The organism is Parapedomonas caeni, from assembly GCF_041060555.1.
GTDB lineage: Bacteria > Pseudomonadota > Alphaproteobacteria > Sphingomonadales > Sphingomonadaceae > CAUJIW01.
The window spans coordinates 128,413-151,245 of record NZ_JBEUDS010000007.1 but is presented as its reverse complement, the minus strand read 5'-3'; the positions used below and the strand labels follow the sequence as shown (position 1 = coordinate 151,245).

22 protein-coding genes are annotated in these 22,833 nt (G+C 66.7%); 16 read left to right on the top strand and 6 right to left on the bottom strand.

What is annotated here, in order from left to right; translation table 11 throughout:
• The first annotated feature begins 138 nt into the window (after positions 1–138).
• The 8 genes from ABU113_RS07215 to mscL all read left to right on the top strand — a co-directional run bounded on the left by ABU113_RS07215 (position 139) and on the right by mscL (position 7,802).
• Complete coding sequence (locus ABU113_RS07215) at positions 139–780, top strand: hypothetical protein (RefSeq protein WP_454558825.1); 642 nt, start codon at positions 139–141, stop codon at positions 778–780.
• Between the two features lie 83 nt (positions 781–863).
• Complete coding sequence (parE, locus tag ABU113_RS07210) at positions 864–2,840, top strand: DNA topoisomerase IV subunit B (protein ID WP_454558824.1); 1,977 nt, start codon at positions 864–866, stop codon at positions 2,838–2,840.
• Positions 2,837–3,370, top strand: coding sequence for a GNAT family N-acetyltransferase (locus ABU113_RS07205; RefSeq protein WP_454558823.1), 534 nt, complete (start codon positions 2,837–2,839; stop codon positions 3,368–3,370). The genes parE and ABU113_RS07205 overlap by 4 nt, the downstream gene beginning before the upstream one ends.
• 48 nt (positions 3,371–3,418) lie before the next feature.
• Positions 3,419–4,360: a 4-hydroxy-3-methylbut-2-enyl diphosphate reductase gene (ispH, locus tag ABU113_RS07200; protein WP_454558822.1), complete on the top strand. Its 942-nt coding sequence runs from the start codon at positions 3,419–3,421 to the stop codon at positions 4,358–4,360.
• A 56-nt stretch (positions 4,361–4,416) separates the two neighbouring features.
• Complete coding sequence (thrB, locus tag ABU113_RS07195; protein WP_454558821.1) at positions 4,417–5,364, top strand: homoserine kinase; 948 nt, start codon at positions 4,417–4,419, stop codon at positions 5,362–5,364.
• Positions 5,361–5,801, top strand: a complete 441-nt coding sequence (gene rnhA / locus ABU113_RS07190; RefSeq protein WP_454558820.1) for a ribonuclease HI — start codon at positions 5,361–5,363, stop codon at positions 5,799–5,801. Before thrB ends, rnhA begins: the two co-directional genes overlap by 4 nt.
• Positions 5,802–5,838: 37 nt before the next feature.
• A complete protein-coding gene (locus tag ABU113_RS07185) occupies positions 5,839–7,287 on the top strand; it encodes a helicase HerA domain-containing protein (protein WP_454558819.1) in 1,449 nt (482 codons plus the stop codon).
• Positions 7,288–7,373: 86 nt separating this feature from the next.
• Entirely contained in the window at positions 7,374–7,802 is a 429-nt protein-coding gene (gene mscL, locus ABU113_RS07180) for a large conductance mechanosensitive channel protein MscL (protein ID WP_454558818.1), read from the top strand.
• Between the two features lie 3 nt (positions 7,803–7,805).
• Here the strand turns inward: mscL and ABU113_RS07175 are convergent, their stop codons facing one another.
• Entirely contained in the window at positions 7,806–8,927 is a 1,122-nt protein-coding gene (locus tag ABU113_RS07175; protein ID WP_454558817.1) for an NAD(P)/FAD-dependent oxidoreductase, read from the bottom strand.
• 1 nt (position 8,928) lies between these two features.
• A complete protein-coding gene (locus ABU113_RS07170) occupies positions 8,929–9,933 on the bottom strand; it encodes an alpha/beta hydrolase (RefSeq protein WP_454558816.1) in 1,005 nt (334 codons plus the stop codon).
• Positions 9,934–9,978: 45 nt separating this feature from the next.
• Here ABU113_RS07170 and ABU113_RS07165 point away from each other — a divergent pair, with 45 nt between their 5' ends.
• From ABU113_RS07165 to ABU113_RS07130, 8 genes are read left to right on the top strand one after another with little or no spacing between them, the layout of a single operon-like run.
• Positions 9,979–10,464, top strand: a complete 486-nt coding sequence (locus ABU113_RS07165; RefSeq protein WP_454558815.1) for an A24 family peptidase — start codon at positions 9,979–9,981, stop codon at positions 10,462–10,464.
• 34 nt (positions 10,465–10,498) lie between these two features.
• On the top strand, positions 10,499–11,476 hold the full coding sequence (cpaB, locus tag ABU113_RS07160; RefSeq protein WP_454558814.1) for a Flp pilus assembly protein CpaB: 978 nt from the start codon (positions 10,499–10,501) through the stop codon (positions 11,474–11,476).
• A complete protein-coding gene (locus tag ABU113_RS07155) occupies positions 11,476–13,017 on the top strand; it encodes a type II and III secretion system protein family protein (RefSeq protein WP_454558813.1) in 1,542 nt (513 codons plus the stop codon). The genes cpaB and ABU113_RS07155 overlap by 1 nt, the downstream gene beginning before the upstream one ends.
• An 11-nt stretch (positions 13,018–13,028) precedes the next feature.
• Complete coding sequence (locus ABU113_RS07150) at positions 13,029–13,676, top strand: CpaD family pilus assembly lipoprotein (RefSeq protein ID WP_454558812.1); 648 nt, start codon at positions 13,029–13,031, stop codon at positions 13,674–13,676.
• A 13-nt stretch (positions 13,677–13,689) separates the two neighbouring features.
• Positions 13,690–14,958 (top strand): AAA family ATPase, encoded by a 1,269-nt coding sequence (locus tag ABU113_RS07145; RefSeq protein ID WP_454558811.1) that lies wholly within the window; start codon positions 13,690–13,692, stop codon positions 14,956–14,958.
• 14 nt (positions 14,959–14,972) lie between these two features.
• On the top strand, positions 14,973–16,637 hold the full coding sequence (locus ABU113_RS07140; RefSeq protein ID WP_454558810.1) for a CpaF family protein: 1,665 nt from the start codon (positions 14,973–14,975) through the stop codon (positions 16,635–16,637).
• 28 nt (positions 16,638–16,665) lie between these two features.
• Positions 16,666–17,649, top strand: a complete 984-nt coding sequence (locus ABU113_RS07135; RefSeq protein WP_454558809.1) for a type II secretion system F family protein — start codon at positions 16,666–16,668, stop codon at positions 17,647–17,649.
• Positions 17,650–17,662: 13 nt separating this feature from the next.
• Positions 17,663–18,658, top strand: coding sequence for a type II secretion system F family protein (locus ABU113_RS07130; protein ID WP_454558808.1), 996 nt, complete (start codon positions 17,663–17,665; stop codon positions 18,656–18,658).
• A 46-nt stretch (positions 18,659–18,704) separates the two neighbouring features.
• Here the strand turns inward: ABU113_RS07130 and ABU113_RS07125 are convergent, their stop codons facing one another.
• The 4 genes from ABU113_RS07125 to ABU113_RS07110 form a co-directional block, all read right to left on the bottom strand.
• Positions 18,705–19,487, bottom strand: a complete 783-nt coding sequence (locus ABU113_RS07125; protein ID WP_454558807.1) for an enoyl-CoA hydratase/isomerase family protein — start codon at positions 19,485–19,487, stop codon at positions 18,705–18,707.
• Positions 19,488–19,659: 172 nt separating this feature from the next.
• Positions 19,660–19,914 (bottom strand): hypothetical protein, encoded by a 255-nt coding sequence (locus tag ABU113_RS07120; RefSeq protein WP_454558806.1) that lies wholly within the window; start codon positions 19,912–19,914, stop codon positions 19,660–19,662.
• Between the two features lie 531 nt (positions 19,915–20,445).
• On the bottom strand, positions 20,446–21,150 hold the full coding sequence (locus ABU113_RS07115) for a DUF6134 family protein (RefSeq protein ID WP_454558805.1): 705 nt from the start codon (positions 21,148–21,150) through the stop codon (positions 20,446–20,448).
• A 115-nt stretch (positions 21,151–21,265) separates the two neighbouring features.
• A complete protein-coding gene (locus ABU113_RS07110) occupies positions 21,266–22,729 on the bottom strand; it encodes an SLC13 family permease (protein ID WP_454558804.1) in 1,464 nt (487 codons plus the stop codon).
• Positions 22,730–22,833 lie beyond the last annotated feature (104 nt).

The following is a 22,833-nucleotide window of genomic DNA, read 5'->3' as shown; positions in this document are numbered from 1 at the left end:
TGCAAACTCCACCATAACGATGAACCCGGTGGCCACCAGCGACGCCGCATTCCGGGGTGGGGCATGCCCCACCCCGGAATACACCATCGCCTACACCGGAAATTACACCACGAGCGCGGACGCTAACCTTTCCCAGCGATGGCGGAACCGGGTGCGCGCCTGGCGGAAATCGTGGCCAGGGTGCGCACACCGCTGGCGCCGGAAACCGGACTTTCTACCGATTTTCTCAACCAGTACAATGAAGTGGCGATGATCCTCGATCTCGCCCCCGACGATCCAGACCTGCTCGACGAACTGGCCCACTGGCAGCCGCGCACCTACGGCGCTCACTTCGAGCACAGCGGCTTTCGCGACTGGGAGCTGCTGGTTGAGGCCTTCGAGTTGTCGCCTGCGGCGGTACGTGCCCGATTCGACCCGCTGGTCGGCCTGCTCGACGCCCTCACCGTGGCGGGCCTCCGGGCAATCAACGACGCCAGGGGTATTGCACCGGACGACACTTTCCGCGCCATGGCGGCCATGCTGGCGGATATGATCCGCTCGCAAGCAGTGCTGCTGGGCGGTATCATCAACGGCACCCACTCCGTCGCCGCCCAGAACCAGGTCGACACCCTGTTCGATGCCCTGACCGGCAACGAGGACGCCAGCGAACTGGACATCGACGCCCTGTTCGCCGCTGAGTCGCGCCAAGCGTCGACCCAGACATCATCGCAGGCCAATATCGACAGCCTCTTTGACGACGGACCTGCCTCGCAGGCCGACATCGACGCCCTGTTCGACTGAGTCGCCGCGGCGGCATACCACCCCGGCTCCGCGGTCCCAACATCTCGTTGTCTCCGCCACCTGCCCTACCCTATAAGGTGGCCATGAGTGATCTGTTCGCCAAACCGGCGGCGGGCGGCAACGCCTATACCGCCAAGGATATCGAAGTCCTGGAAGGCCTGGAGCCGGTCCGGCGCCGGCCCGGCATGTATATCGGCGGCACCGACGAGCGCGCCTTCCACCACCTGGCCGCCGAGGTGCTGGACAACAGCATGGACGAGGCGGTGGCCGGTCACGCCAACCGCATCGAGGTCGAGCTGCTGGCCGACGGCGCGCTGGCGATCGCCGACAATGGCCGCGGCATCCCCATCGACCCCCACCCGAAATACCCCAGCCAGTCGGCGCTGGAGGTCATCCTCACCACCCTGCATTCGGGCGGCAAGTTCTCCGACAAGGCCTACGCCACCTCCGGTGGCCTGCACGGCGTCGGCATCTCGGTGGTCAACGCGCTGTCCCAGGCCCTGATCGTCGAGGTGGCGCGCGACCGCCGGCTGTGGCGCCAGACCTATGCCCGTGGTCTGCCCACCAGCAAACTGGAAGATGTCGGCGCGGCACCCAACCGGCGCGGCACCAAGGTCAGTTTTCTGCCCGACCCCGAGATCTTCGGCGCCGAGGCCCGATTCAAGCCGGCCCGGCTCTATCGGCTCGCCCGTTCCAAGGCCTATCTCTATCGCGGCGTCGAGATTCGCTGGCGCTGCGACGAGTCGCTGCTCAAGGGCGACGACACCCCGGCGGAAGCGGTGTTCCAGTTCCCCGGCGGCCTGGCCGATCATCTGCGCGAGGTCATCGACGACCGTGAATGCGCCACCTCGGACCTGTTCGCTGGCCGCGCCGACTTCCCCGACAACCAGGGTTCGGTCGAGTGGGCGGTGGCCTGGCCGCTCTATGGCGAGGGCGGCGGCAGCTACTACTGCAACACCATCCCGACGCCTCAGGGCGGCACCCACGAGGCCGGCCTGCGGGCAGCACTCAGCCGCGCCCTCAAGGGCTTCGGCCAGCTGGTCAACAACCGCAAGGCCGAGCAGATCACCCCCGACGACGTGATGACCGGGGCGGAAGTGATGCTGTCGGTGTTCATCCGCAACCCGCAGTTCCAGAGCCAGACCAAGGACCGGCTGTCGTCGCCGGAGGCCACCAAGCTGGTGGACGCGGTGGTGCGCGACCATTTCGACCACTGGCTGGCGGAAGACCAGAAACGCGCCCAGGCGCTGCTCGGCTTCGTGCTCGACAAGGTGGACGAGCGGCTGCGGCGCAAGGCGGAGAAGGAAGTCAAGCGCAAGACCGCGACGTCCAAGCGCAACCTGCGCCTGCCCGGCAAGCTCACCGACTGTGCGTCCGACGACGCGGCCGGCACCGAGCTGTTCATCGTCGAGGGCGATTCGGCGGGCGGCTCGGCCAAGCAGGCGCGCAACCGCAAGACCCAGGCGATCCTGCCGATCCGTGGCAAGATTCTCAACGTCGCCTCGGCCAACACCGCCAAGATCACCCAGAATCAGGAGGTGCAGGATCTCATTCTGGCGCTGGGCTGCGGTACCCGGGACCGCTACGACGCCGCCAGCCTGCGCTACGAGAAGATCATCATCATGACCGACGCCGACGTCGACGGCGCCCACATCGCCACCCTGCTGATGACGTTCTTCTTCCAGGAAATGCCGGGTCTGGTGCGCGACGGCCACCTGTACCTCGCGCAGCCGCCGCTGTACCGCCTGGCCCAGGGCGGCACCGTCCGCTACGCCCGCGACGACGCCCACCGCGAGGAGCTGCTGCGCACGGTGTTCGCCGGCAAATCGAAGATCGAGGTCTCCCGCTTCAAGGGTCTGGGCGAGATGCCCTCGGTCCAGCTCAAGGATACCACCATGGACCCGGCCCAGCGCACGCTGCTGCGCATCACCCTGCCGGCGGAATATGAGGAACGCGCCGAGGTGCGCGGCCTGGTCGAGCGCCTGATGGGCAAGAAGCCGGAACACCGCTTCGCCTTCATCCAGAGCCATGCCCAGTTCGTCGAGGACGTCGACGTGTGAGCGCCGCGCCCGCGCCCGTCATCGAGACCGGACGCCTGCGCCTGCGCGGCCACGGCCTTGCCGATTTCGATGCCTGCCTTGCACTGTGGGGCGACCCCGAGGTCACCCGCTTCATCGGCGGCATGCCGCAGTCGGCCGAGGAAGTCTGGGCCCGCCTGCTACGCTACGCCGGTCACTGGAGCCTGCTCGATTTCGGCTTCTGGCTGGTGGAGGACAAGGCGACCGGCCGCTTCGTCGGCGAGGCCGGGCTGTTCGATGCCCGGCGGGACCTGACCCCGGCGTTCGGCGACGTCAAGGAAGCTGGCTGGGCGCTGGCGCCCACCGCCCACGGCCAGGGCTACGCCACCGAGGCGATGCGGGCGGTGCTGGCCTGGCAGGATGCCCGGTTCGGGGCCACACCCGTGGCGTGCATGATCCACCCCGATAACGCCGCCTCGCTGCGGGTCGCCGAACGCTGCGGCTTCCAGACCTACGCGCGGACCGACTACAAGGGTGCGCCCGTGGTGCTGCTGCAACGATCGCAGCCATAGCCCGCTCGCCGTTTGCCTCGCGGCGCGCGAGGCTCTAGAAGGTCGGCCATGACCTTGCAGCCGCTTTCCGTCCTCGTCGCCAACCCGCGCGGTTTCTGCGCCGGCGTCGACCGCGCCATCAAGATCGTCGAGCTGGCGATCGAGCGTTTCGGCGCGCCGGTCTATGTCCGCCACGAGATCGTCCACAACCGCTTCGTCGTCGAGGGCCTGGCCGCCAAGGGCGCGGTGTTCGTCGATGAGCTCGACGAAGTGCCGGAAGGCGCGCCGGTGATCTTTTCCGCCCATGGCGTGCCCAAATCGGTGCCGGCGGAGGCCGAACGGCGGCAGATGCTCTATGTCGATGCCACCTGCCCGCTGGTCTCCAAGGTCCACCGCGAGGCCGAGCGGCACCACAGCCAGGGCCGGCACATCCTGATGATCGGCCATGCCGGCCACCCGGAAGTGATCGGCACCATGGGCCAGCTGCCCGAGGGCGCCATCACCCTGATCGAGACGCTGGAGGATGCGCGCACCATCGCTGTCGCCGACCCCGGCAACCTGGCCTACATCACCCAGACCACGCTGTCGGTCGACGATACCGCCGGTATCGTCGAGGCGTTGCAGCACCGCTTCCCGTCACTGGAAGGGCCCAAGCGCGAGGATATCTGCTACGCCACCACCAACCGGCAGGAAGCGGTGAAGACGCTGGCCGGCCGGGCGCAACTGGTGCTGGTGATCGGCGCGCCCAACTCCTCCAACTCGCTGCGGCTGGTGGAAATGGCCGAACGCTGCGGCGCCCGCGGCCGGCTGGTGCAGCGCGCCGCCGACATCGACTGGCACTGGTTCGACGGTGTGGCGACGCTGGGCATCACCGCCGGCGCCTCGGCACCGGAAGTGCTGGTGGAGGAAGTCATCGGAGCGCTGGCCACCCGCTTCGCGCTGGCCATCGAGCAGGTGACCACCACCACCGAGGATGTCACCTTCAAACTGCCCCGGGCGCTAACCGCCTGAGCCGCCCAACCACCCGACCAACCGACTTTCCCGCGAGTATCCCCAGCGAGTAACCCATGGCCGTCTACACCCAGGTATCCACCGAGGCGCTTGAAGCCTTCCTGCAACTCTTCCCCGTCGGCACCCTGGTCAGCGCCAAGGGCATTGCCGAAGGCGTCGAGAACAGCAACTACCTGGTCGAGACCGACAGCGGCCGGTTCATCCTGACACTGTATGAAAAGCGGGTGAAGCGCGAGGATCTGCCGTTTTTCCTTGGCCTGATGCGGCACCTCGCCGAGCGCGACCTGCCGGTGCCGTTGCCGATCGCCAACGCCGCCGGCGACACGCTGCACGAACTGGCGGGCCGGCCCGCCTGTCTGATCGAGTTCCTAACCGGCGTTTCCGTCACCGCGCCGCTGAGCGAGCATTGCCAGGCGGTCGGCGCCGCGCTGGCGCGGATGCACAAGGCAACGGCCGATTTCGCCATGACCCGCAGCAACGACCTGTCGCTCGACGGCTGGCGCCGGCTGGCCGCCGCCTGCCGCACCCAGGCCGACGACATCGCGCCGGGCCTGCGCGGTCAGATCGACGCCGCACTGGCCGATCTCGGCGCCCGCTGGCCCGCTGGCCTGCCCACAGGCGCCATCCACGCCGACCTGTTTCCCGACAACGTGCTGTTTCTCGATCACACGGTGTCCGGCCTGATCGACTTCTATTTCGCCTGCACCGACATGCTGGCCTATGACCTGGCGGTGTGCCTCAACGCCTGGTGCTTCAGCGCCGACGGCCATGATTATCATGCCGATCTGGCCGCCGCGCTGATCGCCGGCTACGAATCGGTGCGGCCGCTGACAGACGCCGAACGGGCGGCCCTGCCGCTGCTGTGCCAGGGCGCGGCGCTGCGTTTCCTGCTGACCCGCGCCTACGACTGGCTGAACACGCCGGCCGGCGCGCTGGTCACCCGCAAGGACCCGCTGGCCTATGCCCGCAGGCTCGCCTTCTACACCGGTCAGGCCCGGGCATGACCGACGTGACCGAGGTCGAGATCTTCACCGACGGCGCCTGCTCCGGCAATCCGGGGCCAGGCGGCTGGGGCGCCGTGCTGCGCCATGGCGAGATGGTGCGCGAACTCTCCGGCGGCGATCCGTCGACCACCAACAACCGCATGGAGATGATGGCGGCGATTCAGGCGCTCAAGGCACTCAAACGGCCCTGCAAGGTCAAGCTGACCACCGACAGCACCTATGTCCGCGACGGTATCACCAAGTGGCTGCATGGCTGGCGGCGCAACGGCTGGAAGACCGCCGACAAGAAGCCGGTGAAGAACGTCGAGCTGTGGCAGGCGCTGGTCGAGGCCGCCGCCCCGCACCAGGTCGACTGGCTGTGGGTCAAGGGCCACGCCGGCCACCCCGAGAACGAGCGCGCCGACGAACTGGCCCGCGCCGCCATCCCGCGTCGATGAACCAGCAAGCCGGGCAACAGCGATGATCGCCATCGACATGGGCACAGCGCAAGGCGGCGCCGCCGCCACCATGGATCTGGAGGAGCTGCTGGCCACCCGCCTGCTGGTGCAGGGCAACTCGGGTTCCGGCAAGTCGCACCTGCTGCGCCGGCTGCTGGAGCAGAGCGCGCCGTGGGTGCAGCAGGCGGTGATCGACCCCGAGGGCGACTTCGTGACCCTGGCGGACCGCTACGGCCATGTGGTGGTCGAGGCCGCAGAGCAGAACGAGGCCAACCTGCAGCGCATCGCCGCGCGGGTGCGCCAGCACCGGGTGTCGGTGGTGCTCAACCTCGAAGGCCTCGACATCGAGGGCCAGATGCGCTCGGCCGCCGCCTTCCTCGGCGGGCTGTTCGATGCCGAGCGCGACTTCTGGTACCCGATGCTGGTGGTCGTCGACGAGGCCCAGCTGTTCGCCCCGGCCGCCGCCGGCGAGGTGTCGGACGAGGCGCGCAAGCTGTCGCTGGGCGCCATGACCAACCTGATGTGCCGGGGCCGCAAGCGCGGTCTGGCCGGCGTCATCGCCACCCAGCGCCTGGCCAAACTGGCCAAGAACGTGGCGGCGGAGGCCTCCAACTTCCTGATGGGCCGCACCTTCCTCGACATCGACATGGCCCGCGCCGCCGATCTGCTGGGCATGGAGCGCCGGCAGGCGGAAGTGTTCCGCGATCTCGAACGTGGTCACTTCGTCGCTCTCGGCCCGGCGCTGGCGCGGCGGTCGCTGTCGATTCGCATCGGCGACGTCGAGACCGCCGGGCGTGGCGGCAGCCCCAAGCTGCTGCCACTGCCGGAGCAGCCGGGCGACGGCGCGCGCGACCTCATCTTCAAGCCCGGCGAGAACGAGGTTTTCGCCCGTCCGGCACCGCGCCCGGCACCGCCGCCGGCGGCCGACATCATGCTGCAGATCAGCCGGCCGAAGCTCGAACCCGCCGCCCCGGCGGAGGAACCGGCCGACGCCCGCACGCCCGCCGAGCGCGAGGCGCTGATCGAGGCGACGCTGCGCGAAATTCTCGCCGACCCGGAGGCCGCCTACCGTTCGGTCGCCGTGCTGTATCAGGACTTTCTCGTCCGCTGCCGCATCCGCCGTCTGGGTGGCGCGACGCTCGATCTCGCCGCCTTCAAGCGCCGGCTGTCGGTCGCCCGCGCCGGCGTCGACGCCAACGCCGTCGATCACGCCGACTGGGAACAGGCGGTCGCCGCCGCGGCCGGGCTGGAGGAGGACATTCAGGGTGTGTTCCTGCTGATGGCCCGCGCGGCGCTGGAAGGCGCGCCCTGCCCGTCCGACGAGGATGTGGCGCGCGCCTGCGGCAGCCGCTCGCTGGGCCGGGCCCGCCGCCTGATCACCTATCTGGAGAGCCGGGACATGCTGGTGCGCCGCAACGACCTGCGTGGCCAGCGCATCATCGCCCTGCCGACGCTGGGCTGGGAGACCGGCCCGGGTGCGCCCTGACAGCACCGCCGGCCAATTGAGGCTGGACGCCACGGCCCGGCTGGACCACAGTACGCCCCTCGTCTCAAGCTCAGGGGGACCAAAGAATGCTCAAGGAATTCCGCGACTTTGCCATGCGTGGCAACGTGCTCGACCTGGCGGTCGGCGTCATCATCGGCGCCGCTTTCGGCAAGATCGTCGATTCGGTGGTCAACGACCTCATCATGCCGGTGGTCGCCGCCATCGTCGGCAAGCCGGACTTCTCCGACATCTTCATCCCGCTCAAGGACGTGCCGGCCGACTATGCCGGCGCCATGACCTACGCCGAGCTGTCAAAGGTCATCCCGGTGTTCGGCGTCGGCCAGTTCATCACCATCGTGCTGAACTTCGTCATCCTGGCCTGGATCATCTTCCTGCTGGTGAAATTCGCCAACAAGCTGCGCGCGGCGGAGCCGGAGGCCGCCCCCGCCGCACCGCCACCGACGCCCGAAGACATCATCCTGCTGCGGGAAATCCGCGATTCGCTGAAAAAATAAGCCTCAGCGGGCGAAGCGGCCCGGCGCGTAGAGCGCCGGCTGCACGCCGGCGGCCTGCAACGCCTCGGGCAGCGGCGACCCATGCACCAAAGCGGCGACAAGCTCTCCGGCCGCCGGCGCTGTCTGGAAGCCGAAACCGCCCTGCCCCGAGCACCAGAAGAAGCCCGGCGCCGCCGGCTCGAAGCCATAGACCGGCACCCGGTCGGGACTGAATGTCCGCAGGCCCGCCCAGCTGCGCTCGATGCGCCGCACCCGGAACGTGGTCGCCGCTTCGATGCGATCGACCGTGATGGCGATGTCCAGTTCGTCGGGCTGGGCGTCGCACGGCACCGACGGAATCTCGTCGTGCGGCGAGGCCCAGATGGTGCCGGCGTCCGGCTTGAAATAGAAGCTGCCATCGATATCCAGCACCACCGGCAAGTCGGGCAGGAACTGCGCCTCCGGCACCTTGAAGCTGATCATGGTCCGCCGCAGCGGCGTGAATCCGATCGGCGCAATACCGGCCAGGACCGCCACCTCGTCCGCCCACGCACCGGCGGCGTTCACTACAACCGGCGCCTGGAACCGCCGGTCACCCGCCGTTACCGTCCAGCCAGCGGCCTCGCGCGCCAGTGCCGTCACCCGCGCATCGGTCAGCACCTCACCGCCCGTCCGGCGGACCATGGCAAGATAGCCCTGCAGCAGCGCGGCGGTATCGATGTCCCGGCAGTCGGGCTCCCATAGCGCCCCGTCCAGCCAGTCAGGATGCATCATCGGCAGGCGGGCCGCCACCGCGTCGGCGTCCAGCAACGTCAGCGTCACCCCGGGGAAGCGATCACGCTCCTCCAGCAGCGCATGCCGCCGCGTCGGTCGGGCCAGATGTAGCGCGCCACGCGGCCGCAGCAGTGGAGTGTCCGCGAATCCCGCCGGCGGCATCTCAAGGAATGCCCGGGACGCCGTGGTGAGCGGCTGCACCCTGGGACCGCCATAGGTCTCGGCATAGAAGGCCGCCGAGCGGCCTGAAGTGTGATAGCCGGGCAGCGCCTCCGCCTCCAGCACCAGGACACGCGCGCGCGCCGCCAGGAAGGCGGCGGCGGACGCCCCGCCGATGCCGGCGCCGATGACAACAATATCAAAACGCTCCAAGCTACTCTCCGTCACGTCCGGCAAGAAACGAACGGATCTGCCCGAACGTCTCCAGCCGGATGCTATCCACCTCACGCACCAGTTCGTGGCGACCACCTTCCATCAGACGCGCAGTCCCCCGCGGCAGTCGGGTCGCCGCCGCAATCGTCGCCGCCGAGTCGACCAGCCGCTCGATACCGGCCGCCAGGATCAGCACCGGCGTCGCGATGGCTTCGAGGTAGCCGGGCGCGCGCACGCAATCAATGGAGCGGAAAGCGGCATCGAGCCAGCCATAGGTCACGCCCCCCACCGACAGGTCGGGATTGCCGCTGATCCACCAGTGCTCGTCGTCGAACCGCTCGGCGTCGCCGGTGAGGTTGCGCTGGCGGTGGACCGAGCGCGCCATCTCGCCATAGGGGCCCTGCGCCAGCGCGAAATCGAAGCCATGGCCGCGCGCCACCTGCCAGCGCGCCAGCCGACGGGCGACGGCAGCCGGCAGTGGCCGGGTCCGGATGCCCAGCATCGGCGCCATCACCACTGCCCGTTCAACAAGACCGGGGTGGTCATGCAGCAGACGCAACGCAATGTTGCCGCCCATCGAATGGGCGACGAGATGCAGTGGTCGCGGCCAATCATGTCCCTCGGCGTCGATCCAGGCGGCCACGTCGGCGACGAGCTGGCCGATATCCTGCTGGTGCCCGCGTTCCCGATCCCCGGCGAAGCGGTCGGACAGCCCCTGGCCACGCCAGTCCAATGTCGCGATCGCATACCCCCAGTCACGGAAGGCCCAGTAGCTCTCGGCATATTTCTCGATGAAATCGCCCCGCCCGTTGAGAAACAGGATGGTGCCGCCGGATGAAGCTGCCGCCGCCGGCCCCGGCCAGTGGGCCACGCGCAGCCGGCAGCCATCGACGGCGCGCCAGGTGCCGATCAGGCCACCAGGCGGCAGACAACGCCGCCGTTGCAGCGCCGGCACGACGTCGGGTGTGCCGTTCGCGACGGTCGGAGATGAATACGGCTGCGTCACAACTTGGTTACCGAATGTTCAACTCTGTCCCTCTAGCATGGCTCCATGTGGGATTTCATCCGCTTCGCACTACTGTTCATTCTGGTCGGCCTGCTGGTGACTGCCGCGATCGGCGACGTGCGTCGCTACATCATTCCCAACTGGTTATGCTTGGCGGTTGCGTTGCTGGCCCTGCCCTATCTGTACAGCACTTTCGCGGCCAGCGGCGTCGCGCTGTGGCCGGCGCTGGGCCTTCAGGCCGGGATGGCGGCGCTGGTGTTCGTCCTGTTCGCGGCGCTGTTCGCCGCCGGGGTGATGGGCGGCGGCGATGTGAAGCTGATGGCCGCGCTCGCCTTATGGACGCCAGGTCGTCAGGTGTTCGACCTGATGCTGCTGGTCGCCGTGTTCGGCGGCCTGGTGGCGCTTGGCGTTGTCGTGGCGCGACGACTTCGCAAACACGATGGCGAGAACGCCGTTCCCTACGGCGTCGCGATCGCCGCGGGCGGCATCGCATTAACCATCCAACCAATCGTTAATGTTTTCGGTGGATAACGACGGCAATCCCGTTGGAGGCTGACAAATGAACGTGCGCAGCTTGATCTTGGTGGTGGCGGCTTTGCTGATTGCCGTTGTCACGGCGCTTTTCGCTCGAAATCTGCTGACCAGTGAAGGGCCGAAGCCTGCGCAGGCAGCCGCGGTGGCCGAAAGCAAGGGCCCGCGCGTCCTGGTGGCCGCCGTGCCGCTGCCGGTTGGTCACATCATCGAGGCCGCGCAGGTGCGCTGGCAGAAATGGCCCAACGACAACCTGGACCAGACTTATTTTGTCGAGGGCCAGACCCAGCAGGATGCCTATGTCGGCAAGGTGGTCCGGACCTCGATGACCCCCGGCCAGCCCCTGACCCAGGGAGCACTCGTCGGTCCCGGCGAACGGGGTTTCCTCGCCGCCGTCCTGTCCGAAGGCATGCGGGCGATCACCGTCTCCGTCTCCGACACCTCGGGCGTTGCCGGCTTCGTGTTCCCCGGTGATCGCGTCGATCTCATCCTCACCACCGAAGTGCCGCGCGAGGATGCGCCGACCATCAAGGTCTCCCAGACCGTGCTTCGCAACGTCCGCGTGCTCGCCGTCGACCAACGTACGAACGATCTGGAGAACCAGCCCAAGGTCGGCCGCACCGTCACGCTGGAAGTAACGCCGAAGCTGGTCGAGAAAATCGCGGTCATGCAGCGGCTGGGCAGCCTGTCGCTCAGCCTGCGGCCGTTGACCGAGAATGCAGCGGCGGCCAGCGGCGAGAGCCGCGTGGACGAAGCACCGATGCCGTCCGACGCACGGCCGACCTACACGCTGGGCTCGGAAGTCTCGAAATACGCCAACGCCAAGGTCGGTGGTGGTGGTGGCGGTGGCAGCCAGCCGGCCGCGCATCCCGGCGCCAAGCGCGGCACCAACGTCATCGTGCTGCGCGGCCAGGCCCGTGATGAAACGGAAGTCGGCACCTTCATGAACGCCATGGCCAGCGCCATGAGCAACATCGGCGGCGCCATCGCGCCTGCCCCGGAGGCAAACTGATGAGCAAGACCATCCACCTCCTGCGCGCGTCGGCCCTTTCGGTGGCGGTCGCAGGCAGCATCGCGGCCTTCCCCGTCGCCACGCTCGCGGGCCAGACCGCGGTCCAGCAAGCCGACCGCGAACTGTCCATCGGCGTCAACAAGGGTTCGCTGATCCGGCTCGACCGCCCGGCGGCCAATGTGTTCATCGCCAACCCCCGGGTGGCCGACGTGCAGGTCCGCTCCAACCAGCTGATCTATGTATTCGGTACCGGCGAGGGCGAAACCACGCTGTTCGCCATGGATGGCGCCGACAAGGTAATCTACTCGGCGACCGTCCGGGTCGCCAACAACATCGACCAGATCCAGCGGATGCTGAAGGCCGCCCTGCCGACGTCGGAGATCGACGTGCAGACCTTCAACGGCATGACCTTCCTCAACGGCACCGTGCCGTCACCCGAAGCGGTGGAGGAAGCCGGTCGCCTGGTGAAGGGTTTCCTCGGCGACAAGCAGACCGTGGTCAACAAGCTCCAGACCGCGACGCCGGTGCAGGTCAACCTCCAGGTCAAGATTGCCGAAGTGAGCCGCACCCTGCTCAAGCAGATGGGCTTCAACATCGCCACCCGCGACCAGACCGGCGGCTTCCTGTTCAACCTGTCGCGCGGCCGCGATTTTGTTGATATCGGCGCGACCGACCTCAGCGGCTTCCCGTCCGGCGCCGTCACCCTGCCGGGTGGCGCCCAGGTGACGATGCCGCTCAATCCCGTCACCGGCCTGCCCGTGGTCGCGGGCACCGCCTACACGTTCAAGGGCCTGACCGATGGCACCACCTCCATCGGTGGCGCCGGCTCGTTGCTGGGGCTCGACGCGGCAGGCGCCATTGATGCGCTGGCCGAGCAGGGCCTGGTCACGGTGCTGGCGGAACCGAACCTCACGTCGATTTCGGGCGAGACCGCCAGCTTCCTCGCCGGTGGCGAGTTCGCCATTCCGGCTCCCGACAAGGACGGCCGGGTATTCATCGAGTACAAGGAATATGGCGTCGGCCTCGCGTTCACGCCGACCGTGATGTCGGGCGAGCGCATCAGCATGCGCGTGCGCCCCGAGGTGAGCGAGCTGTCGTCAGCCGGTGCGATTACCGTTAACGGCATCTCCGTACCGGGTCTGACCACCCGGCGCGCCGAAACCACGGTCGAACTGGGCTCCGGGCAGAGCTTCATGATCGCCGGCCTGTTGCGCAACACCACCAACCAGGATGTCTCCAAGACCCCGGGGCTGGGCGATCTGCCGATCATCGGCGCGCTGTTCAAGTCCGACAGGTTCCAGCGCCAGGAAACCGAACTTGTCATCGTGGTCACGCCCTACCTGGTGAAGCCGACCAACGCCCGGAACATCAAGTTGCCCACCGATGGCTACAAGGCGCCGAGCGATCTGGAACGCTGGCTGCTGGGGCGGACCTTCTCGCCCGGCAAGAAGCCCGAGACCCCGGCCCCCGTCACCCCGCCGGTGCCGGCCCAGGCGCAGCAGGGCGCCAGCGCGGCCGCACCCGGCTTCTCGTTCCAGTAAGGAGAGCACAGATGATCCGTTTCCCGATCCCCTCCGCGCTCCCTCTGCTGGCAGGCGCCCTCGTTCTTTCGGTCGGCCTTGCCGCCTGTAGCGACAATCGTGGCGTATCTTCGCTGAAGGTGCCCACCGTGAGCGCGCAGGTTGTCACGCACGATGTGCGATTCGGCACCGACAATCGTCTTTCGGCCGCTGACGCCAAGGCCCTTGAGGCCTTCCTTGGTGGCATCGGGGTCGCCTATGGCGATCATCTCAGCATCGATGATCCGGCCAGCGCCGGCGCCGGCGACCGACGCGCGGCAGTCGCCCGGGTAGCCGCCAGATTCGGTATGCTGATCGAGGATGTCGCCGTTCCGACCGGCGCCCGCCCCGCGAGCGGAACAGTCCGTCTCGTCGTCTCCCGCGCCCAGGCGACACCGCCGGCCTGCCCCGACTGGAGCGACGCACCGGTGATGACGATGACTGGCGCGATGAGCAGCAATCACGGCTGCGCGGTCAACAACAACCTCGCCGCCATGATCGCTGATCCGCGCGACCTCGAACAAGGCAAGACCTATCAGGGGCCGGACGCCAAGCAGATCGGCAAGGCCATCGACGCCTATGCCAAGAAGAAGCCCACCGGGGCTGACCCGCTGCCGTCAACCAGCGTCAAGAACAAGTAAGGAGTAGCGATCCATGAACGCTCCCTGGTCCATGAACAAGCGAGCCGGCACCGCCGTCGCCGCACGCGACGCCTTCTGTGCCTTCGTGTGTGACGAGGCAACCGTCGAGATTCTCAAACCGGTTGTCACAGACATGGGCTGGCAGGCGGAGAAAATCCACAAGGGCGGCCTGCGCAACGCGGTGCAGACGTTGTCCGTTTCCGCCTCGCCGCAGATCCTGATGGTCGACCTCACCGACTGTCATGATCCGCTGACCGATATCAACGCCCTGGCCGAGGTCTGCGAGCCAGGCACCATCGTCATCGCGATGGGCGAGATCAACGACGTCGGCCTGTATCGGGATCTGCTGGCCTCGGGCATCCACGATTACCTGCTGAAGCCGCTTCATTCGGAAATTGTCCGTGACTCCCTGCACAATGCCCAGGCGGCACTGCACGGCAGCAAGGTAACGGCTCAGGACGAGGCGCGGCCCCACGTTGCTGTCGCCGTCATTGGCGCGCGTGGCGGCGTCGGCACATCGACGGTCGCCAGCTCGATCGCCTGGGTCTGCGCCGAACAACTCGATCGCAAGACCGCCCTGCTCGATCTCGACATCCACTTCGGCGTGGGTGCGTTGTCGTTCGATCTCGAACCCGGCCGCGGCCTGACCGACGCGCTGGAAAATCCCGGCCGTATCGACAGCCTGTTCATCGAGCGCGCGATCGTCAAAGCCTCCGAAAAACTGGCGATTCTGTCGGCCGAGGCCCCGATCAACGCCCCCTTGCTCACCGATGGCGCCGCCTTGCATCACCTGCAGGATCAGCTCGTCCAGTCATTCGATGCCGTGATCATCGACCTCCCGCGCCTGCTGGCCGTGCAGAACCCCCACCTGCTGACCGAAATCAGCGAGGTGGTTGTGGTGACCGACCTGACGCTGGCCGCCGCGCGCGACACCATCCGGCTGCTCAGCTTCCTGTCCATGCACGCACCGGCCGCCAAGGTTCGGCTTATCGCCAACAAGGTGCCGGCCCAGGGTCAGCCTGAAGTCGCCCGCAAGGATTTCGAAGCCTCGGTGGAACGCACGATCGACATCATGCTGCCGCTCGACGCCAAACACGCCGTGGCCGCGGCCAAACAGGGCAAGAGCCTGGCTCAAAGCGCCACCGGCACCAAGGTTGCCGCCGAGCTGGCGCACCTCGCCCAGCAGGTCATGGCGTCAATGAGCGAGGACGGCGGGACGAACGAACATTCTCTGCTGGGCAAGCTGAAGGATCTGAAGTCGCTGCTGGCCATCAAGAAGTAGGTGCGTAGTACGCCATGAAGCCATTGGGATTCGGACGACGCGCGGCACAGCAGACCGCGGACAACGGCAAGACCAGCCTGGTCGCCGGGCGTCGGCCTCTGGTGGCGCCTGGCTCGGTGGAACCCACGACACCGGCACCGGCGGCGCGTGGCGCCATCGTCGACCAGATCTACGAACTGCTCTCCAACGATCTGCTGGCGATCTTTCCGCCCGACGAGTGGCGCAATCGCCCGCGTCCCGAGCTGATGGCGGCGCTGGAGGAACGCATCCAGGCGACTGCTGTCGACAACAACCTGACGCTCAACGAGATGGAGACGCGGGACGCGGTCACCGTGCTCCTCAATGATCTGATCGAAGCCGGCAAGGCACTTGAGCCGCTGCCGACGCCCGACCCGCCCAAGGCGGTCGCCCGCTCCAGCAGCCAGTCCAGCGTCATCGCCGCGAAGGAGAAAATCCATCCGCTGCTGATGGAGCATATTGATGCCTCCGCCATCGCCGAGCTGTCGCGCGGCGAAGTTGCCGAGCAGGTGTCGGACATCGTCGCCGAGCTGCTGCTGCAGCAGCGCATCAATCTCAACCAGCTTGAGCAGCGCGAGGTCGTCACCCTGCTGCTCAACGACATGCTGGGCCTGGGACCGCTTGAACCGCTGCTGGCCGACGAGGCGGTGACCGACATCATGGTCAATGGCCCGAACCAGATTTACGTCGAGCGCAAGGGCAAGCTGGAACTGACGGACATCCGCTTCCGCGACGACCAGCATCTCATCAACGTTGCCCAGCGCATTGTCGCCGCGGTCGGCCGTCGCGTCGATGAATCGAGCCCGATCTGCGACGCCCGCCTGCTCGATGGCAGCCGCGTCAACTGTATCATCCCGCCGCTGGCCATCGATGGCGCGTCGATCTCGATCCGCAAGTTCTCCAAGCGCAAGATCACGCTCGACATGATGGCCGACCAGGGCAACATCCATCCCAAGATGGCGCAGTTGCTCAAAATCGCCGGCCGCTGCCGCCTTAACATCATCATCTCCGGCGGTACCGGCTCCGGCAAGACCACGATGCTCAACGCCGTGTCACGCAACATCGACATGGGCGAGCGCATCGTCACCATCGAGGACGCGGCGGAGCTCCAGCTGCAACAGCCACATGTGGTGCGTCTGGAAACCCGCCCCGCCAATCTTGAAGGCAACGGCGAGGTGACCATGCGCGACCTCGTCAAGAACGCGCTGCGCATGCGTCCTGACCGCATCATTCTGGGCGAGGTTCGCGGCTCCGAAGCCATCGACCTGCTGCAGGCGATGAATACCGGCCATGACGGCTCGCTCGGCACGCTGCACGCCAACCGGCCGCGCGAGGCACTGACCCGCCTTGAAAACATGGTCAACATGGCCGGCCTAAACCTGCCGCCCAAGGCGATCCGGGAACAGATCGCCAACGCCGTGCACATGATCATCCAGATCAGCCGCATGCGCGATGGTGTGCGTCGCATCACCCACATCACCGAGATCGTGGGCATGGAAGGCGACGTCATCACCACCCAGGACCTCTACCTGTTCAAGTTCACCGGCGAGGACGAGACCGGCCGGCTGCGCGGCGATTTTGTCTCGACCGGGCTGCGCCCTGCTTTCTACGAGCGGGCGGAATATTACGGCCTTGGCCGGGCGCTGATGGAATGCATGTGAGAACCAGGACGCAGGACGGGAAAACGCCATGTCACCGATCGCACTTCTGGCCGTCATCCTGCTGGGCTCGCTGCTGACGCTGGCGCTGCTGGGCTTCGCCTTCGCCGGCGGCACTAACGCCGACAAGATCGCCGGCCAGCGTCTGGAGAAGATGCGCGAACGCTTCTCCAACTCCCAGGACGCTCTGGCCAAGGCCCAGATGCGCCGCATCCTCGCGCTGCGCGAGAGCAAGCTCGATTCCATCGTCAAGGGCTTCATCCCGCGCCCCGCCGAACTGCGCGCCCGCCTGTCCCGCACTGGCAAGGACTGGACGCTCGGCCAGTACGGCATGGCCTGTGGCGGCCTGTTCCTGTTCATGACCGTGGTGTTCGCGGTCGGCCTCGGCATGCCGTTCCTGCTGGCGTTGCTGCTGGGGATTCTGATCGGGCTGGCGGTGCCGCACATGGTGGTCGGCATGATCATCGGCAGGCGAATCAAGAAATTCATCGAGCTGTTTCCCGATGCGATCGATCTGCTGGTGCGCGGGCTGCGTTCAGGCCTTCCCATCTCCGAATCGCTCAGCATCGTGGGTCGCGAGCTTCCCGACCCCGTCGGCGTGGAATTCCGCACGGTGTCCGACAAGATCCGCATCGGCCGCACCATGGAACAGGCGCTGATGGATACCGCCCAACGGATCAACACGCCCGAATTCCAGTTCTTCGTCATCACTCTGGCGATTCAGCGCGAGACCGGCGGCAACCTTGCTGAAACGCTCGGCAACCTTTCCGACGTACTGCGCAAGCGGATGCAGATGAAGCTGAAGATCAAGGCGATGTCGTCGGAGGCCAAGGCCAGCGCCTACATCGTCGGTGCCCTGCCATTCCTGGTGTTTGGCATCGTCTCCGCCATGAACCCTGGCTATGTCGCCCCCTTCACCGAAGACGTGCGACTGATGATCGCCGGCGGCGGCGCCTTGGTCTGGATGGGCATCGGCTGTGCCATCATGGCCAAGATGATCAACTTCGAAATCTGAGGGAAAGCCAGACATGAACCCCCAGAAATTCGATCTCCCCTTTGGCATGACACCGATCGATCTCGCCACGCTGATGGCGGGCGTGGCGGTATTCATGGTGATCCTCGCCATCTGGGCGGCAACGACGGTGCGCGATCCCATGCGCAGCCGCATCAAGGGATTGCAGGAGCGCCGCGACCAGCTGAAGGCCGGCATCACCACCTCACGCAAGCGCATGGCGGTCGTCAACAAGGTCGACGCCACAGAGGCGATGCGCAACATCCTCAACCGCTTCAAGGTGCTGCAGGACGAGCAGAGCCGGACGGCCGCCGAGCGGCTGGCGCAAGCCGGCTGGCGCTCGAAGGACGCGGTGGTCACCTATCAGTTTGCCCGTCTGGTGGCGCCTGTCGCGCTCGGCCTGATTGCGCTTTTCATGATCTACATCCTCGGTGTCATGGAGGGCAAAACGCCGATGATGAAGGCGCTGGCGGCCCTTGGCGCCGTGCTCGCCGGCTACAAACTGCCAGACCTCGTTGTCACCAACACCGTGCAGAAGCGTTCGGATGCCATCCGCAAGGGCCTGCCGGACGCGCTCGATCTGCTGGTGATCTGTGCCGAGGCCGGTCTCACCGTCGACGCCGCGTTCAACCGCGTCGCGCGTGAGCTGGGTTTGGCCTTCCCGGAACTCGCCGACGAATTCACGCTGACCGCCATTGAGCTGGGCTTCCTGCAGGACCGCCGGCAGGCGCTCGACAACCTGTCGAAGCGCGTCGAGTTGCAGGCCATGCGCGGCGTGGTGACGACACTGATCCAGACCGAGAAATACGGTACGCCGCTGGCCTCGTCCCTGCGCGTGCTGTCGGCGGAGTTCCGCAACGAGCGGATGATGCGCGCGGAGGAAAAGGCCGCCCGATTGCCGGCGATCATGACCGTGCCGCTGATCCTGTTCATCCTGCCGACACTGTTCGTCGTCATACTGGGTCCAGCGGCGTGCTCGATCTCCGACAAGTTCATCAACAAGGGCAACTAGGGCGCGCGAGCCGGCGCGCCCGCCCCGCCGAACGGATCGGGGTGGCTCAGCGCACCGGAAACACGGGCGCCCGCTTCGCGCGGAATGCCGCCACGCCCTCGATGTGGTCAGGCCCGGTAAAGGCATCGTTGAACTGCGCCACCGTCTCGGCATCGTCGTCCGCCTGACCGTCGAGAATGCGCCGGACAATCCGCTTGGTCGCCCGCACCGTATGCTGCGACGTGGCGGCGATCGATGCCGCCAGCGAGAGCGTCGATGCCCGCAGGTCCTCCGCCGGCACCACGTGATCCACCAGCCCCATGGTCAGTGCCTCGTCGGCCGAGACCAGCCGGCCGGTATAGAGCAGCCACTTGGCGCGCGACGGCCCGACGAGATCGACCAGCAGCTTGGTGTCGTGCAGCGGATAGACCAGCCCCAGCTTGGCTGGCGTGATGCCCAGCCGTGCGGTGTGCGAGGCCACCCGCAGGTCACAGGCGATGGCCAGACCGCAGCCGGCACCAACACAGGCCCCGTCGACCTCGGCAATGGTCGGCTTGGCCAGCCGGGCCAGCTGCACCTGGGTGGCACGGATCGCCGCCTGGTTGGCCTCGCGCCAGGCGGGCTCGGCGGCGAACTGGGCGAACTCCTCGATGTCGGCACCGGCGCAGAACATGCCGGGTGTCGCCGACCCCAGCACCATCACCTTGACACGCGGATCATTCTCCACGGTCGTCAGCAGCGCCGGCAACACATCCCACATCGCCTGACTGACCGCATTCTTCCTGTCCGGCCGGTTGAGCATCAGCCGGGCGACATCGCCCTCGACCGTCAGCGTGATCAGATCCGTCATAAAGCCACCTCCACTGGGAAGGCCCATCGATAGGCAGATTTCCCGCCGGTGAAAAGCGCCGGCGGCGCGACCGGCTCAGTCTGTAAGACGGACGCGCCACCACACGAAAAAAGGGCCCGGGCGATGGCACCCCGGGCCCTGCAGTCAGGCCGACTTGGATTGGACAGGGCGCTCAGGCCGCAGGCTGGCCGAGCACGTTCAGTGCTTCCTTGAACTTCTTCTGCGCAGCGCGCCGGTTGCCTTCCTCGCACAGCTTGATGCCGGTCTGGCGGAGTACCAGGGCGCGCTTGGCCTCCTTGGTTTCACCGGCAGCGCTGGCGGCCTGCTCGATCTGCGCCGGCATCGCCTGGCAGACCTCGGCATCGGACTGGGCCAAAGACGCACCGCTCAGCATGGTCGTGGACGCCAGCAGAGCTGCGACAAACATCAGTGGACGCATCATGTTCAATTCCTCATTCCCTGCGCGGCACGGGGGTTGCCGCTAAATTGAGCCATACTCAGAACATGCAGTATGATTTAAGTGCCGCTCAGCTGAGTGTCAAGCCGGTTTGTTGCGGCGCGTCATTATTCTGAGTAATACACAAAATCTACCCGTACCGTCGGGGTATCGCCACCATGCCGGCGAAACAGAAAAACGGCGACGCACGCCAAGGCATGCGTCGCCGTTTAGTGTCCCGGTCACACCTGCTCAGGCTTGTGGCGTCACCGGCGCGCACCCGCGGCATGCAGGACATGCCGACGGTCGCGCTTACCTCGACGCAAGAAGCCAGCCAGCCGGCCAGACACCTAACTTGTTGTTTTGAAAAAGAATCGCCTGACACACTCAGCCACAGCATGTGTCGATTCCATGCATGTCGTCCCGCCCGTGCCGATACGGCACAACGCCGCCCGTGCCGATACGGCGTCCGGCCTGGCGGGAAAGGTGTCGCCTCGCGATCGGGCGCCGGTGTGTCAGGCGTCAGGCCGGCGATTTGCGGCTGACGCTCTCGCGCTGATACTCAAAATAATAGCCGAAGCGCGTCTGCAGCCCCAGTTTCAACACCAGTCCGTCTCGGTCAAGCCAGACCCGGTGGGTCAGTTTGCCGTTGTCCTTGGCATAGATTTCGTAATAGGCCGACGCTCCGGAGCCATCGCAATCACAGGAAGGATCGCTGAGATTCTTCCGCACGGCATAGGACGGCCGCAGCTTGCCGTTCATGGTGTCGAGCAGGTTGATATCCCGGCGCTGCCCCTCGAACACCCCCTCGATGTTGCTGAAGCTGGTCGGGATGAAACCGCCTTGAATACGTTGCTGCTCGCCGTTGGCCAGCAACGTGTATACACGCGGCCCCGCAGGCTCCACCAGCACTTCGCTCAGCTTTGTCGGGCCGTCGGTCGAGGCGCGCAGTTCCTTGAGGGCGCCAGCACCATCCCAGCGCTCCCAGGCGTCGTGCTTCACCCGCACCTTGAACAGCGCGATCCTGGTATCGATGGAGAAGGCGACATGGACATCTCGCTCGCCCTTGCCATCGAACAGCTGCACCATATGACGCCCGACGGGCTTGCCGTCGCGCACGATGCGATACTGAAACGCGATGTCAGGTACCGGCGCCGTCGCCTGCCCTGCCGCCACTGCGCCTACCATGCCCGCCGCCAGCAGACACGGCAGAAGCCAAGACCGCATTTTCATCGGCCATCCTGTCGTTATATCGACCCCGCGGCAAAGTGGCATAAAGTTACCAGGCCATCAAGTATTGCCTGTATCGACCCGTCGCGTCGGGACGGCGCATGATCGCCTGTCAGCCAAACACCACCGGCACCAGCAGGCTGCATACCAGCGCCACCACCAGGATCGCCGCGATATCGACGATGAAACCGGCACGGATGAACTGGCGCATCTCGATCCGCCCGGTGCCGAACACAATGGCGTTGGGTCCCGTCGCCGCCGGCAGCATGAAGCCGCAGCTGGCCGCGATGGCCGTTGGCACAATCAGCAAATGCGGGTCGATGCCGCTGGCCTTGGCGCCCGCCCCCAGCACCGGCAGCAATGCCGCCACCAGAGCTGTATTACTCATGATTTCAGACAGATAGGTAGCCACAGCGCACAGCAGCAGCACCAGCGCGATCACCGGCCAGGCCCCAAGACCCGCCAGCGCCTCGCCAAGCGCCCGCGCCAGTCCCGACTGGTCCATGGCCGCCGCCAGACTGAGACCGCCGCCGAACAGCAGGATCACACCCCAGTTCACCGATCTTGCGGCCGACCAGTCGAGCAGTCGCGCCTGCGGCGCGCTGGCGCTGCCAGCGGGAATGACGAACATCAGCATCGCCATGCCCACCGCCAGCCCCTCGTCGGACAGCGCCCCCAGGCCAGGCAGGTCGGCGAGCAGCGGCCGGAACATCCACGCCAGCGCAATGGCGATGCAGCACAAGGCCGTGCGCCATTCCGGGCGGCTGACCGGCCCGAGCCGCGCGCGCTCCGCCGCGATGAAGGTCGCGCTCCCCGCCTCGCCGGAAATCCGCACCGGAATCGCCCGCCGTACCATCAGCCACCAGGTGAGCGGCGTCAGCACCAGGACAATCGGTACTCCCACTTTCATCCAGTCGATGAAACTCAGCTCCAGCCCGAAGGTCTGGCGTAGGTAGCCGGCCGCCAACACGTTGGGCGGCGTACCGATCAGTGTGCCGACACCGCCGATCGAGGCCGCGTAGCATATTCCCAGCAGCAGGCAGGCAGCGAAGCGCTGGTTGTCGGCCTCGTCGCCGCCCATCACGGCCGCAACCGAGAGCGCGATGGGCGCCATCATCATGGTGGTCGCCGAATTGGATATCCACATCGACAGGAACGCGGTGGCAATCATGAAACCCAGCACCAGTCGGGCGGGACTGGTCCCGACCCGCGCCAGCACCGCCAGCGCGATGCGCCGGTGCAGACCCCACCGTTCCAGCGAGGCGGCGATCAGGAAACCGCCCAACAGCAGGAAGATGATCGGCTCGGCATAGGGCGTGGTGGCGGCCTTCAGCGTCGTCACGCCCAGCAACGGAAAAGCGACGATCGGCAACAACGCGGCGGCGGCAATGGGCACCGCCTCGGTTGCCCACCAGAGTCCCATCCAGATCGCGATGGCGACCACCCGCCAGGCCGCCGGCGTTAGACCTTCGGGAGTCGGCAGCAGCAGCAGGGAGATACCCAGCAACGGCGCCAGCCACAGCCCGACCTTCTGACCGATATGCGGCGCCGCCGACGTTCCTGCTTCCTCCGTCATCCCCGCTCCCTTGCTCCTTGCCGGTCTGCGCCGGCTTCCGGGTCAGGCTCCGCGCCCCGTCCCCGCCATCTACTCCTGCGCTTAAGGCGTTGCCTCGGGCTTGC

Bases quoted from the DNA above. Each gene is read 5' to 3' on its own strand.
- ABU113_RS07125 (WP_454558807.1), bottom strand. From the start codon at position 19,487: ATGACGGATCTGATCACGCTGACGGTCGAGGGCGATGTCGCCCGGCTG.
- ABU113_RS07165 (WP_454558815.1), top strand. From the start codon at position 9,979: ATGTGGGATTTCATCCGCTTCGCACTACTGTTCATTCTGGTCGGCCTG.
- ABU113_RS07115 (WP_454558805.1), bottom strand. From the start codon at position 21,150: ATGCGGTCTTGGCTTCTGCCGTGTCTGCTGGCGGCGGGCATGGTAGGC.
- ABU113_RS07120 (WP_454558806.1), bottom strand. From the start codon at position 19,914: ATGTTTGTCGCAGCTCTGCTGGCGTCCACGACCATGCTGAGCGGTGCG.
- ABU113_RS07110 (WP_454558804.1), bottom strand. From the start codon at position 22,729: ATGACGGAGGAAGCAGGAACGTCGGCGGCGCCGCATATCGGTCAGAAG.
- ispH (WP_454558822.1), top strand. From the start codon at position 3,419: ATGACCTTGCAGCCGCTTTCCGTCCTCGTCGCCAACCCGCGCGGTTTC.
- ABU113_RS07145 (WP_454558811.1), top strand. From the start codon at position 13,690: ATGAACGCTCCCTGGTCCATGAACAAGCGAGCCGGCACCGCCGTCGCC.
- rnhA (WP_454558820.1), top strand. From the start codon at position 5,361: ATGACCGACGTGACCGAGGTCGAGATCTTCACCGACGGCGCCTGCTCC.
- thrB (WP_454558821.1), top strand. From the start codon at position 4,417: ATGGCCGTCTACACCCAGGTATCCACCGAGGCGCTTGAAGCCTTCCTG.
- mscL (WP_454558818.1), top strand. From the start codon at position 7,374: ATGCTCAAGGAATTCCGCGACTTTGCCATGCGTGGCAACGTGCTCGAC.
- ABU113_RS07135 (WP_454558809.1), top strand. From the start codon at position 16,666: ATGTCACCGATCGCACTTCTGGCCGTCATCCTGCTGGGCTCGCTGCTG.
- ABU113_RS07155 (WP_454558813.1), top strand. From the start codon at position 11,476: ATGAGCAAGACCATCCACCTCCTGCGCGCGTCGGCCCTTTCGGTGGCG.
- ABU113_RS07185 (WP_454558819.1), top strand. From the start codon at position 5,839: ATGGGCACAGCGCAAGGCGGCGCCGCCGCCACCATGGATCTGGAGGAG.
- parE (WP_454558824.1), top strand. From the start codon at position 864: ATGAGTGATCTGTTCGCCAAACCGGCGGCGGGCGGCAACGCCTATACC.
- ABU113_RS07150 (WP_454558812.1), top strand. From the start codon at position 13,029: ATGATCCGTTTCCCGATCCCCTCCGCGCTCCCTCTGCTGGCAGGCGCC.
- ABU113_RS07215 (WP_454558825.1), top strand. From the start codon at position 139: ATGGCGGAACCGGGTGCGCGCCTGGCGGAAATCGTGGCCAGGGTGCGC.
- ABU113_RS07140 (WP_454558810.1), top strand. From the start codon at position 14,973: ATGAAGCCATTGGGATTCGGACGACGCGCGGCACAGCAGACCGCGGAC.
- ABU113_RS07130 (WP_454558808.1), top strand. From the start codon at position 17,663: ATGAACCCCCAGAAATTCGATCTCCCCTTTGGCATGACACCGATCGAT.